At 47.9% G+C, this 13362-nt stretch carries 12 protein-coding genes and 1 pseudogene; 6 read left to right on the forward strand and 7 right to left on the reverse strand.

The genetic code is table 11. The annotated features are described in order from the left end of the window. Positions 1-252 precede the first annotated feature (252 nt). The 4 genes from polA to ACMHKJ_RS15380 form a co-directional block, all read right to left on the reverse strand. Positions 253-3057, reverse strand: a complete 2805-nt coding sequence (gene polA / locus ACMHKJ_RS15365; RefSeq protein WP_413495235.1) for a DNA polymerase I — start codon at positions 3055-3057, stop codon at positions 253-255. 421 nt (positions 3058-3478) lie between these two features. Further along, a complete protein-coding gene (gene dsbA / locus ACMHKJ_RS15370) occupies positions 3479-4102 on the reverse strand; it encodes a thiol:disulfide interchange protein DsbA (protein ID WP_413495363.1) in 624 nt (207 codons plus the stop codon). A gap of 18 nt (positions 4103-4120) precedes the next feature. Continuing rightward, a complete protein-coding gene (locus ACMHKJ_RS15375; RefSeq protein ID WP_413495364.1) occupies positions 4121-5107 on the reverse strand; it encodes a serine/threonine protein kinase in 987 nt (328 codons plus the stop codon). Positions 5108-5115: 8 nt separating this feature from the next. Further along, positions 5116-5385 carry a YihD family protein gene (locus ACMHKJ_RS15380; RefSeq protein ID WP_067368938.1) on the reverse strand — a complete coding sequence of 90 codons (270 nt, stop codon included), beginning with the start codon at positions 5383-5385 and terminating at the stop codon, positions 5116-5118. Positions 5386-5667: 282 nt separating this feature from the next. Between ACMHKJ_RS15380 and mobA the strand changes: the two are divergent. From mobA to idi, 4 genes and pseudogenes are all read left to right on the forward strand, one after another. Then, a pseudogene (mobA, locus tag ACMHKJ_RS15385) lies at positions 5668-6207 on the forward strand (molybdenum cofactor guanylyltransferase MobA); the annotation flags it as partial. A 57-nt stretch (positions 6208-6264) separates the two neighbouring features. After that, positions 6265-6771, forward strand: coding sequence for a molybdopterin-guanine dinucleotide biosynthesis protein MobB (gene mobB, locus ACMHKJ_RS15390; protein ID WP_413495366.1), 507 nt, complete (start codon positions 6265-6267; stop codon positions 6769-6771). Positions 6772-6981: 210 nt separating this feature from the next. Further along, positions 6982-7284, forward strand: coding sequence for an HdeA/HdeB family chaperone (locus ACMHKJ_RS15395; RefSeq protein WP_067405610.1), 303 nt, complete (start codon positions 6982-6984; stop codon positions 7282-7284). A 256-nt stretch (positions 7285-7540) separates the two neighbouring features. Then, complete coding sequence (gene idi, locus ACMHKJ_RS15400; RefSeq protein ID WP_413495237.1) at positions 7541-8068, forward strand: isopentenyl-diphosphate Delta-isomerase; 528 nt, start codon at positions 7541-7543, stop codon at positions 8066-8068. A 605-nt stretch (positions 8069-8673) separates the two neighbouring features. Here idi and gorA read toward each other — a convergent pair. After that, entirely contained in the window at positions 8674-10029 is a 1356-nt protein-coding gene (gorA, locus tag ACMHKJ_RS15405; protein WP_413495239.1) for a glutathione-disulfide reductase, read from the reverse strand. 71 nt (positions 10030-10100) lie between these two features. After that, complete coding sequence (locus tag ACMHKJ_RS15410; protein WP_067368815.1) at positions 10101-10943, reverse strand: 23S rRNA (adenine(2030)-N(6))-methyltransferase RlmJ; 843 nt, start codon at positions 10941-10943, stop codon at positions 10101-10103. A gap of 189 nt (positions 10944-11132) precedes the next feature. Here ACMHKJ_RS15410 and ACMHKJ_RS15415 point away from each other — a divergent pair, with 189 nt between their 5' ends. Continuing rightward, a complete protein-coding gene (locus ACMHKJ_RS15415) occupies positions 11133-11537 on the forward strand; it encodes a DUF1090 domain-containing protein (protein WP_413495241.1) in 405 nt (134 codons plus the stop codon). A 43-nt stretch (positions 11538-11580) separates the two neighbouring features. On the opposite strand, the gene ACMHKJ_RS15420 is transcribed toward ACMHKJ_RS15415, so the two are convergent. Next, complete coding sequence (locus tag ACMHKJ_RS15420) at positions 11581-12012, reverse strand: putative T6SS immunity periplasmic lipoprotein (protein WP_413495243.1); 432 nt, start codon at positions 12010-12012, stop codon at positions 11581-11583. Between the two features lie 305 nt (positions 12013-12317). Between ACMHKJ_RS15420 and yhjD the strand changes: the two genes are divergently transcribed. After that, positions 12318-13310, forward strand: coding sequence for an inner membrane protein YhjD (gene yhjD, locus ACMHKJ_RS15425; protein WP_413495245.1), 993 nt, complete (start codon positions 12318-12320; stop codon positions 13308-13310). The last annotated feature ends 52 nt before the right edge of the window (positions 13311-13362 follow it).

Below are 13362 nucleotides of genomic sequence, written 5' to 3' on the forward strand. Positions count from 1 at the left end.
ATTTGTGGCAAGGCGGCAAGTGAAGAAATCCGGGGAGCATACATCAGTATGTGACCCGGATTTCTGAGCGCAGCCAACGCCGCCACAGATTGAAAGATGACACGTAAGGGAGCATACATAAGTATGTGACCCGATTTCTGAGCGCAGCCAACGCCGCCACAGATTGAAAGATGACGCGTAAGGGAGCATACATAAGTATGTGACCCGATTTTTGAGCGCAGCCAACACCACCACAGATTGAAAGATGACGCATTAATGGGCTTCGTCCCAATTGAAACCCACTCCTGCCTCTACTTTTAACGGCACATCCAGCGTCATAGCCGCTTCCATCAGTGCTTTTATCTTCTCTGCCATGCTTTCGGTTTGATCTTCGCGGACTTCGAACACTAATTCATCGTGTACCTGCATGATCATCAGCGCATCGACTTTCTCTTTCTGCAACCAGTCATCTACTGCAATCATCGCTTTTTTGATGATATCGGCTGCGGTGCCCTGCATCGGAGCATTGATCGCTTCGCGCTCTGCGGCTTTACGGCGCATTCCGTTGCGGGAATTAATTTCCGGCAGATACAGACGACGCCCTTCGAGGGTTTCAACATAACCTTTTTCAGCGGCATGTTCGCGGGTGCGTGCCATATAATCCAGCACGCCCGGATAGCGCTCAAAATAGAGATCCATGTAGCGCTGCGCTTCTTTGCGCGCAATACCGAGCTGGCGCGCCAGACCAAAGGCACTCATGCCGTAAATCAGCCCGAAGTTAATCGCTTTTGCACTGCGGCGCTGATCGCCGGTGACCTGCTCAAGCGGTACACCAAATACCTCTGCGGCTGTCGCGCGATGGATATCTTTACCTTCGGCAAATGCTTTCAGTAAGCCTTTGTCCTGTGATAAATGCGCCATAATGCGCAGCTCAATCTGTGAATAGTCCGCCGCCAGGATGCGGTAGCCCTCACGGGCAATAAATGCCTGACGGATACGGCGGCCTTCATCTGTTCTGACAGGGATATTCTGGAGATTCGGATCACGGGAAGAAAGGCGCCCGGTTGCCGTCACCGCCTGGTGATAAGAGGTATGAACACGGCGGGTTTTCGGATCTACCATTTGCGGCAGTTTATCCGTGTAAGTCGTTTTCAGTTTGGACAGACTGCGGTGCTCCAGAATTACGCGCGGTAATTCGTGATTATCTGCCAGCTCTTCCAATACTTCTTCATTGGTTGATGGCGCGCCACCCGGTGTTTTTTTGACAACCGGCAGGCTGAGTTTTTCAAACAAAATGGTTTGCAATTGCTTTGGTGAAGAGAGATTAAATTCTTCGCCGGCAATAGCAAACGCCTGTTTTTCCAGTTCATCCAGACGCGCGGTAATTTCCACAGACTGTACCGCCAGTACAGAAGCATCAATCAGTACCCCGGTGCGCTCCATACGTGAGAGAACCGGCACCAGCGGCATTTCGATATCACGATACACATGCAGCAGCGTTTTTTCTGCTTCCAGCTGCGGATAGAGTGCCTGATGCAGGATAAGCGTAATATCGGCATCTTCCGCTGCATAATTGGCGGCTTCTTCCAGCGGGATCTGATTAAACGTCAGCTGTTTTTTGCCCTTTCCGGCAATCTCTTCAAATGTCGTGGTTTTATAATTCAGATGGCGGTCTGCGAGGCTGTCCATATCATGGCGCCCGGCGACACTGTTGAGCACATAGGATTCCAGCATAGTATCAAACGCAATCCCGCGCAATTCGACGCCATAATTCGCCATAATACCGCGATCAAATTTCAGGTTCTGCCCGATTTTGCGTAAATTTGCATCTTCCAGAATCGGCTTCATTACCGCCAGAACCTGCTCAGGAGAGAGCTGATCCGGTGCATCCAGATAATCATGCGCTATCGGCAGATAGGCAGCGTGTCCGGCTTTGGCGGCAAATGACATCCCGACCAGGCGCGCGGAAAGATTATCCAGGCTGTCAGTTTCGGTATCAAACGCAAATTCACCGGCACTGCGCAGAATATCTGCCCAGCGGTTTAGCGCGGCTTCATCGAGAATTGTTTCATAGTTCTCACGGCTGATATCCGGGATATCTGCCGCCGGAGCAACTGCCACCGGTTGTAAGGGAGCAACTGCAGACGCTGCCGCTTTGGATGGTGTGCTGCGGACGCTTTTCTTCGCCAGCCAGCCGCCGTTTTCCAGGTCACTAATCCAGCGTCTGAATTCATACTGCGTGAATAATGCATGAAGCTTATCCAAATCCGGCTCGGCAAGTGTCAGAGAATCCCAGGTGCGATCAAGCCCGACATCGGTTTTAATGGTCGCCAGTGTATAAGAGAGATAAGCCATCTCTTTATTGGCTTCCATTTTCGGTGCCAGGGTTTTCGCACCACGAAAGCTCAGTGTCGCGATTTTATCCAGGTCTTTATAGATATCATCCAGGCTGCCCATGCCCTGTAACAGCGCCTGTGCGGTTTTTTCACCGACACCCGGTACACCCGGGATATTATCCGAGGAGTCACCCATCAGTGCCAGATAATCAATAATCAGTGATGGCGGCACGCCATATTTGGCTTCCACTTCCTCCGGCCCGAGAATAGTGTTGTTCATGGTATTGATGAGCGTGATATCCGGCGTAACTAACTGCGCCATATCTTTATCACCGGTACTGATAAGCACAGGGCAACCCTGTGCTGCGGCCTGTTTTGCCAGCGTACCGATAACATCATCCGCTTCAACTCCCGGGACAGACAACAGCGGCATTCCCATCGCCACCACCATTTCATGCAGCGGCGCTATCTGCTCACGCAGATCGTCCGGCATCGGCGGGCGGTGTGATTTATAGTCTTCAAACAGTTCATCACGGAATGTTTTTCCTTTCGCATCAAACACGACCGCCACATGCCCGGATTCATACTGCATCACCAGGCTGCGCAACATGTTCAGGACGCCGTACATGGCGCCGGTGGGCTGCCCTGCGCTGTTTGTCAGAGGAGGAAATGCATGATATGCACGATAGAGGTAGGATGAACCATCGACTAAAATCAACGGGTTGTCTGCAATCTGAGCCATAATTGCCTTCACGATATTGAATGAATGTCCGGAGGGTAGGATGCCACAGACCGCCGCATTAGACGACATTTATTGCCCGTCACCGGAAATTCAGAAATGCATCAGATTAAGACACTTCCACTTGCAGCATAAAAAGGGAAAAGCTGTGGATAACTTTGTGCATAAATTTATGAATGCTATGTAAATCGCGGGCGGCAGCGCAGATCACTAAAATCACACTCAAAAAAATCAATAGGTTATAAACTAATACCGCAAGATAATCTATCGCGCTAATCAATTGATTAATGTGGATAGCCTTTTTGCTCTCTGCATTATTCTTGTATTATTTTTGCATTGTTCTTTAATGCCGCACACGTTGTAAAAAGAAGAAGGAAACCGGTCGCCCGGTTTCCTTCTTCTTTTTACGGCCTGCAACAGAGAATTACTTCTGTTTCAGCAGGTAGTTCACAGTGTCAGAGAATGCTTTACCGTATTGCGACACGTCTTTTACTTCCAGACCACCATTGTTGATCTGGTATTTACCTTTGACGAAGACCGCAGGAACGCCACGCAATTTATAATCAGCGGCCGCTTTCTGCTGCTTGGCAATCAGGGATTTAACAAAAATGCTGTTCGCGGCGGCGTCATAATCATCGCCGGTGATACCCGCCTGAATGAACGCTGCACGCACATCATCTGCATTTTTGATGGTGCCGGTTTCCTGGATACCTTTGAACAGAATCGGGGTCACTTTATCTTCCACACCCATCGCCATCGCCACAGACCAGGCTTTAGTCAGTTCAGAACCCATAGGGCCGCCTAAGAAATCAACATGATAACGTTCATGTTTAGTTCCTTCCGGCAGGTTTTTATTGATGGCTTCCGGTACTTTAAAATTTTCTTCAAACTGGTAGCAATGCGGGCAGTAGAAAGAGAAAAATTCCACTACCTCAGGCTGATTCGCAACCGGGGTTTTAAGTTCAGTATACTGTTTGCCGGCAACTGGTGAGGCGAACACACTGAATGTCATCGCGAATCCCATCATTGCTAACCAAAATTTCTTCATCATTATTTCTCCTGAAAATCAATAAGGCTGATAACGCGTCAGCGGTGGTTCCGCCAGTACGGCTATCTGTTCAGTAATCAGTGACTGCTGTTGTGACCAGAAATCACTATCCGCCATCCATGGAAAAGCTTTCGGAAAAGCGGGATCCTGCCAGCGGCGTGCTACCCAGGATAAAAAGTGAACCATACGCATGGCGCGCAGCGGCTCGATTAATGCCAGTTCCCGCGTATCAAAATCACAAAATTCCTGATACGCCTCCAGCAAAATATCTAACTGATAACGGCGTGAATCATTATCCCCGTTAAGCAGCATCCAGAGATCCTGCACTGCCGGACCATTGCGGGCATCGTCAAAATCGACCAGCCACGGCTCATCACGCCACAAAATATTCCCCGGATGGCAATCGCCGTGTAACCGGATAGATTGCCATTCGCCGGTCCAGCGGGCAGTTACCTCCCGGATCAGGGTATCCAGCGCCTGTAAAAAACTATCCCGTACTTTTTTCGGAATAAGCGGACACCCGGCAAGGATGTCACGGGGGGCTATCAAATACTCCTGCGGCGTAATCGACGGGCGATACTGAAACTCACGCTCCCGTCCGATCTGATGCAGTCGTCCCAGCAAACGCCCGGTACTTTCCAGCTGATCAATATTATCCGTTTCATACGCCCGCCCGCCTATCGACGGAAAGAGTGCGAACATATACCCGTCCTGTGACAGTAAGGTTTCGCCATCAAACACCAGCGGGGCAGCAACCGGCAGCCCGGCATCAGCCAAAGACAGTGTCAGCTCATGTTCCTCGCGGATCTGCTGCTCACTCCAGCGCGCCGGACGATAAAATTTCACCACATAACGGGTGCGGTTTTCATCCATAAACTGATAGACCCGGTTTTCGTAGCTGTTCAGCTCGGTTAAACCGGAGTCCAGCCAGATACCGTAGCGGCTCAGGCTGTCTATCAGGCGATCAGGCCGGAAATCCTGAAAGGTAAAAACCGGCGGTGTGATAGTCTGCATTACTCTTTGATAATGCCGCGCGCACGTAACAGTGCGGTTTTAAAATCGTCTTCGTAATCTTTTTTCAGCCCCGGAATTTCAGCCGTTGCATCAGATCCACGCATTTTCAGGTGGTAAATCAGAATATCATCCGTCAGATCAGATAGTTCGCCCTCAAACCCGGCTTCATCTGCCAGCATTTGCAACATCTGCATCAGATTCAGATCAGAGTGCTGCTGCCAGACAGGGTGCAGAAGTTCGATAACTTCATTAAGACGATGACATTTCATAATAAATTCCTTATAAGCAAGACGTAACACATTACCAATTATCCGCAGTCCCGGAAAGAACAGGACTGTCAGTATGCGTAAATATTGACGCGTTGTAATAACAGCGGACATATTATCCGCGATTATGGCGTTCATTGCATTTATATTCGCGCTCACTTTACCCTTATTCATTCAAACCGCAGGTTCGTTGGCTGCAATTTGAATGACGTTGGGTATATACCGGAATCATTGTTAAGATAAGATCAGAATTTTTATCGCAGATAGTCAGAGAAATTAAAAATGATGACGCAACTCAGCGGCTGTATCCTTGCCGGCGGCCGGGCAACCCGGATGCAGGGGCAGGATAAAGGCCTGGTTTTACTGGGCGGTATCCCGCTTTATCAGCACAGTGTGAAGCTCCTGGCTCCCCAGGCGGATGACATTTTTATCAATGCAAACCGCCACATACCGGCGTATCACGCCACCGGTCTGCGCGTGGTCAGTGACACTCTGCCTGATTTTCCGGGTCCCCTTGCCGGTATGCTCGCAGGATTAGAAAATGCCCGCCACGACTGGGTATTATTTGTGCCGTGTGATGTCCCGGTTTTTCCGGAAAATCTTGCCCGCACGCTCTGGCAGCAAAAAGGGGATTCGCTGTGCACCTACGCCTGTGATACCACCCGCGCGCACCCGACATTTGCGCTGTGTCACCGCTCGCTGGCGGAACCACTGAGAAATTACCTCACCAGCGGTGACCGGAAATTATTGCTGTTTATGGAGATGATCGGCGCGAAAGCCGTCACATTCGATACATCTGCTGACCAGTTTGTTAATCTCAATACTCTTGCAGAGTGCCGTGAATGGGAAAAACAACATCAGTTACCCCACCCGGTTCCGTTACTGGCTGTCACGGCTTACAGCGGTACCGGCAAAACGACAATGCTGAAAAAACTTATTCCGCTGTTGCGGGATGCCGATCTGCGGATTGGTCTGGTTAAACACACGCATCACGATATGGATGTGGATACCCCGGGGAAAGACAGTTACGAGCTGCGCAAAGCAGGCGCGTACCAAACCCTGGTGGTCAGTCAGGAACGTTTTGCGCTGATGACGGAAACCCCGGGCGGTGCGTCGCCTGATCTCACACAGCTTGCTGCACGGTTTGACAGCAGGCAGTTAGATCTTATCCTGGTGGAAGGGTTTAAAGGCGAAGCGGTGCCGAAAATAGCCCTGTACCGTGATGTGGTTGACCGTCCGTATCAGACACTGCTTGATGAATTTGTGATTGCATTTGCCTCAGATATTCACCGGAGCGATGTTTCAGTACCACAGCTGGATATCAATGACATAGCAGCTATCCGGGATTTTATTGTGCGCTGGCTGACGGAGAATCCGCTTAATCCGTAACCATTACTCATATCGGGACTGATACAAAATGGTGTCTGCCGGCCCGATATGAGTGTTTCTCTGTGTCACATGCTTTTTATTTTAAAATAACCCTTTAATATTATTATTTTCATTTTAAAAAATCCGGAATATTGAATAAGGCCGGATTTGATCTATTCTTAATAACGTCTTTATTCTGTTTCCTGAAAATAAAAATGAGGTTTATTTATTATGAAAAAGTATTTTGTTACCGCATGCCTGGTTGCAGCAAGTGCGTTTTCGTCTGTGGCACTCGCAGAGCCTGCTGATATTCAGGTGCCTGATAAAATGACCTGCAAACAGTTTGTCGATTTGAACCCGCAAAGCTGGGCACCTGTTGCCTTGTGGGTTATCAGCAAAGATACACAATATCCGGGCGGTGACTTCGTCGCACTGTCTGAAAAAGGGGTCGCAGAAGCACCGAAAATCGTTGAATTCTGTAAAAAATACCCTGAAGGCACCTTACAGGACTACTTAGCTGCCCGTAATAAATAATCCCTGCCACTAAATTATATACCCAACGTCATTCAAGATGCAGGAAGGCGGCAAGGGAAGATAGATGGGGAGCATAGATAAACTATGTGACCCAGCTATCTGAGTGTAGCCAACGAACCTGCAGTTTGAATGAATAAGGGTATAAAACGCCGGAAAATACCTTCCGGTATTTTTTGCCACTATTCCCACAACCTTTCCTTTACAGATTTGATAAAGTACGTCCCTCTGATAATACTTTTCCCGGAAGAATAAATTAATGAGTGACGAACTGATTCTGGTTGATAAGCATGATGTCGTTACCGGGCATGACGAAAAACTCCGGGTGCACCAGCTTGGTCTGCTGCACCGCGCATTTTCTGTGTTCTTATTTAATGACGCCGGTGAATTACTTCTCCAGCAGCGCGCACTCACCAAATACCATTCAGGCGGATTATGGGCAAACAGCTGTTGCAGTCACCCGCGCCGGGGAGAAACATTGGCGCAGGCAACACAGCGTCGTTTACAGGAAGAGCTGGGGATCACCTGCCCGCTTCACGCTGCGGGACATATTATTTACCGCGCAGATGTTCCGCCTGCGCTGATTGAGCATGAATACGATCACCTGTTCACCGGACACTATAACGGAGAGTTTGCCCTGAACCCGGAAGAAGTCTCCGCTGTACGCTGGATCTCACTGCCGGATTTGGATAACGAAGTGAAAAATCATCCTGAGCAGTTTGCAGAGTGGTTTAAAGTGATTTTGGAAAAAACCGGTAAAAAAATCACACCTGAAATCCCGGCGTAAGGTTAATACCGAACTACCGGCTTTAAGAAAAAGAATCATTTTAATTTAGTTTGTTTACGTATTAACCGGATAATCAACCATAGGTTATAAAGTACAAATATTAGTAATGCCAGTACCACAAAGACGTACAATGTACTATCAACATTAAAATTCCATAATGATAACTGGCTGTTACGGATAATTCGTACTGCAGTGGGTAAATTTATATAAAACAGTAATAAAAATGAAATAAATATAGGAAATACTATCAGCCAGAGAACTGAACACACCGATTTCGCCGCTCTTTTCCTGGCTTTATCTCCCGCTATAGCCTCATCCTGTGCTAATGCTGCACTTAATTAAATATCTCATCGTCAATATCAAACTGTACGTTCATAGACTCTCCGTTAATTGTTTTATTATAAATAACATCATCCTATATAGTGGGTTATATCTAATAATAACTTCATATTATTAATATATGTACAAAATACAAATTTATATTTATGAATTAATATAGCTTAGAATATAAATGTAAAAAATATTTAATTTTCAGCATAAGAGAATAAGGTATAAAAAAACCGGAGTTCTCTCCGGTTTTCTATATTTTATAAAAAGGCAGTACATCACCGCATCGTTACAAATTCTTCTGCCGCAGTCGGGTGAATTGCTACTGTATTATCAAAGTCTTTTTTGGTTGCACCCATTTTCAGTGCTACCGCGAAGCCCTGTAATATTTCATCCATACCATAGCCGATACCGTGGATCCCGACGATTTTTTCCTCTTTTCCGGCGCAGACCAGTTTCATTTTACATGGCTGGCGGTGGTTGGTCACAGCAGTGTACATTGCTGTGAAAGAGGATTTGTAGCATGTCACATTATCTGCGCCATACTGCTCAATCGCCTGCGGCTCAGTTAAACCAACAGTACCGATTGCCGGGTGGCTGAATACCACGGTCGGGATATTGCTGTAATCCAGATGCTCATCCGGCTTATTATTGAAAAGACGCTCGGAGAGACGGCGACCCGCCGCAACCGCAACCGGGGTCAGTTCAACCGCACCCGTATTGTCGCCTACCGCATACACACCGGAAACAGAGGTATTCTGGAATTTATCCACCTGAATAAAACCACGGTCATTGCGAGCTACACCGGTGACATCCAGATTAATGTTATCCGTTGCCGGTTCACGTCCGATAGCCCAGATAAGGCAATCCACTGTCTGCTCGTGACCATTTTCCAGTTGCAGTGTCAGGCTGCCGTCTGCATTTTTCACGACCGCTTTCGGTACAGAATTCGTATGCAGAGCCGGTCCTTCCGTATTCATGACTTCCACCAGCGTTTCCACAATCAGCGGATCAAAACTACGCAATGGTGCATGTTTACGGACAAACAGATGTGCTTCACTGCCCAGGGCATTCAGAACGCCGGCCAGCTCTACCGCAATATAGCCCGCGCCGACAATCGCCACACGCTTGGGCAGGGCTTTCAGCGCAAAGAAACCATCAGAATTAATACCGTATTCCGCACCCGGAACAGATGGCGGCGCTACAGGACGCCCGCCGGTCGCTATCAGGATATGATCCGCGGTATAGGTTTCGCCGTTCACTTCCACAGTATGCGCATCTTTAAAACGAGCAAAACCGGTTATGACATCAATTTTATTGTTGCCCAGAACGCGCTCATAAGACTGGTGAATACGATCGATATACGCAGAACGGCTTTCCAGCAGCTTTTCCCAGCTAAAGTGATTTACCGTGGTATCAAATCCGTAATCCGGACCATACTGGCGGATAGCTTCGGCAATCTGAGCGCCATACCACATCACTTTTTTCGGGACACAACCGACGTTAACACACGTACCACCGAGTGCTTTCGCTTCAATCAGGGCGCATTTCTGCCCGTACATCGCTGCACGGTTCACAGAGGCAATCCCGGCACTGCCGCCGCCGATTGCAATATAGTCGTAATGTTTGCTCATAGTTGGCTCGTTCCATTTATCAGTCAATACATAAACACCCGCCGCAGAGTTGTACAGGCGGCGGAAACTAATTATTCCGGCGTAATCCATTCAACCCGTGTATGACCCGTACCTTCCGGCACCAGTACATTATGCAGCCACGGTAACACGGCTTTCATTTGTGATTCCAGTTTCCACGGCGGATTGATAACAATCATGCCGGACGCTGTCATGCCGCGCTGATCACTGTCAGGGCGTACCGCCAGCTCAATTTGCAGAATCTTGCGGATACCTGTTGCCTGAAACTCTTTTACCATACGCTTGATTTGCTGGCGCATCACAACCGGATACCAAATTGCATAAGTACCGGTTGCAAAACGGCGGTAACCTTCCTGGACACCTTTTACCACATCCTGATAATCCGTTTTCATTTCATACGGAGGATCAATCAGAACCAGACCACGGCGGGACTGCGGCGGTAATTGTGAGCGCAGTTGCTGATAACCATCTTCGCGGATAACACGGGCGCGGTAATCACCACTGAATTCGCTGCGCAGCAGCGGAAAATCAGACGGATGCAGTTCACTGAGACTTAGTTTGTCATCGTAGCGCAACAAATGTGCGGCGATCAGCGGTGAGCCCGGATAAAAACGCAGTTCTTTGCGCGGATTCAACGCACTGACGGCCTCCAGATAGGCGGTCAGTTCTTCAGGACAGGCTTCCTGTGCCCAGAGCCGTCCAATCCCTTCCAGGTATTCCCCGGTTCGTTCGGCATGCTCACCACTGAGCTGATAACGCCCGGCGCCTGCGTGCGTATCCAGATACAAAAACGGTTTGTCTTTCTCTTTTAATGACTCAATGATCAGACTCTGGACGGTGTGCTTTAACACATCCGCATGATTGCCGGCGTGAAAGCTGTGGCGGTAACTAAGCATACATGGGCCTCAGATGGTCGGGTGTGAACCACCCGGAACAAGAATATCAGTACAAATTTAATTGTTCAGTATAACCTGATTTCAGCAGGAAAGAACCAACGCCCTTTCCTCATCTGTGCAGATGCACAGTGAACCGTTAACAATATTAAAGGTCATAAAAAGATGAATGGAATTAATCACGAGGTAAATATGACACGATTTAAATCTGCCGCCCTGCCGGTTCTGGCTTTCGGACTGGGCGCGTTACTGATGAGTACATCTGCAATAAGTGCGCAGAATGGCTGTGAAATCAAAAAAGATAAAGTGACAGAACAGATCCGCTACGCCAAAGCACACGGTAATACTTATCAGGTGCAGGGGCTCGAGCGCGCATTGCAAAATATAGAAACTTACTGCACACCTGACAGCTTACGTAATGATGCCCGCGACGAAATTAATGACCGGAAAAAAGAGGTTGCGGAACAAAAAGCAGATTTGCAAAAAGCCATCGATAAAGGCGATAAAGCAAAAATTGCCAAACGGGAACGAAAACTGGCAGAGGCTGAAGCAAAATTAAAAACAGCACAGTCAGAATTGGATGCATTATTAAAGTAGAAAAATGATAGTCGGCACAAAAAATATTGTGCCGACTGTTGTATCAGTATTCTGTCGCCCGTAACTGCCCGAAATAATCAATCAGCTGAAAGCGGGCATCAAAGTTTCGTGTGGTCGGGATAATCTGAAGACGGCGCTTAATATCTGACTCCACCGTAATCAGCGCAGTATAGGATTTTCCGCTTCTGAACGGATAATTCAGTGTGGAAATACAGCGGTGCTTTCCGATAACCGCCTGTTGTGGTGTAAATGTATGCGTCAGCAATCGCTTATTTTCACTGCCGATTTCATCAATATCCAGCCTGGCTAGTTTTTCATCCCCATCAGGGGACGTGATAATACACACTTGATTGGATACAATAATAACCCTGGCAGGCAAATGCGGACCATCCGGTTTATACACGCACGCACCGGCACTTAATCCGGCAAGCACCATCAACAGTGCACGCCCTGTTTTTTTATTAAAGATATGCATTTTCATTTATTCTGTGTGAGTGTAAAAGAAAAACAAAAATAATAACGCCCGATAAATACACATTACTTATTCATTCGGTGAACATATTATTACGTCATATTTATTCATCTTATTCTGCGTAAGAATAAGTGCGGATAATAAAGTATTTTTACGTGCACTAATCAATCGGGAAATTCTTAAGCCCGTGAAAACCATATAACATATCGTGTTTTTATCTCTATATTTGCTGTACGAACCTGAATTGTTCATCGGGTTTGTCATGTAGTAAACTTAAACCGAATCAATTGTTGAACAAGCGAGGATACATGACCCGGGAAAATGACATACCGGAGAACGGCAACGACACATCATCAATAAAACCCCTGCGCAAAAATTTTGATGAGGGAATAAAACAGGGAAAAAAAGCCCTGAAATGGAGTGTGAAAGCCGGAAATTATATCCGTGATATTCCGTTTATCGCCCATCTGCTCCGTACCGCCACCCGGTTTAATGACCGGATGGGAAGCCAGTTTGGCGCGGCGATTACCTATTTCTCCTTTTTATCCATGATCCCGATTCTGATGGTGTCTTTTGCAGCCGCCGGTTATGCCCTTGCATTTAATCCGGAACTGCTGACAAAACTTATCCGTGGTGTTGCCAACAGCATCAGTGATCCGACTCTCGCAAATACTATTGAGCGCAGTATTGATACGGCTATCCGTCAGCGTGCAACCGTCGGGTTAACCGGTCTGGCACTGGCACTCTATTCCGGGGTGAACTGGGTCGGTAATCTGCGGATGGCAATACGCGCGCAGTACCATGAGCAATGGGAGCCGGATATGGAAATCAAAGAAAATATGCTCCTGCGTTACCTGCGGGATTTTCTGGCGCTCATCGGACTGCTTGTCGCTCTGATTATTACCCTCTCACTGACATCGATTGCCGGCTCAGCACAGGCAACGATTGTGCAGTTTTTAGGGCTGGATTCGATTGAGTGGCTGCGCCCGGTCTGGACAGTTATCGGGCTGACAATTTCGATTCTGGCAAACTACCTGCTGTTTATGTGGATTTTCTGGTTCCTGCCCCGCATGAAGCTGAACCGGACATCACTGCTGAAAGGAACATTGCTGGCGGCAATCGGGTTTGAGATCCTGAAAACAATTATGACCTGGCTGCTGCCGAATATGGCGGCATCCCCTTCCGGAGCAGCATTTGGTTCGGTTATCGGATTGATGGCGTTCTTTTATTTCTTCGCCCGGCTGATCCTCGTGTCTGCGGCCTGGATTGCGACCGATATTCAAAAAAATAAAATAGCCTGATACTTTTTACGGGGGAAACATCCTGTTTCCTCCGTCCGGCCCCGCCAACTAT

The organism is Morganella psychrotolerans (assembly GCF_965118875.1).
Taxonomy (GTDB): domain Bacteria; phylum Pseudomonadota; class Gammaproteobacteria; order Enterobacterales; family Enterobacteriaceae; genus Morganella; species Morganella psychrotolerans_C.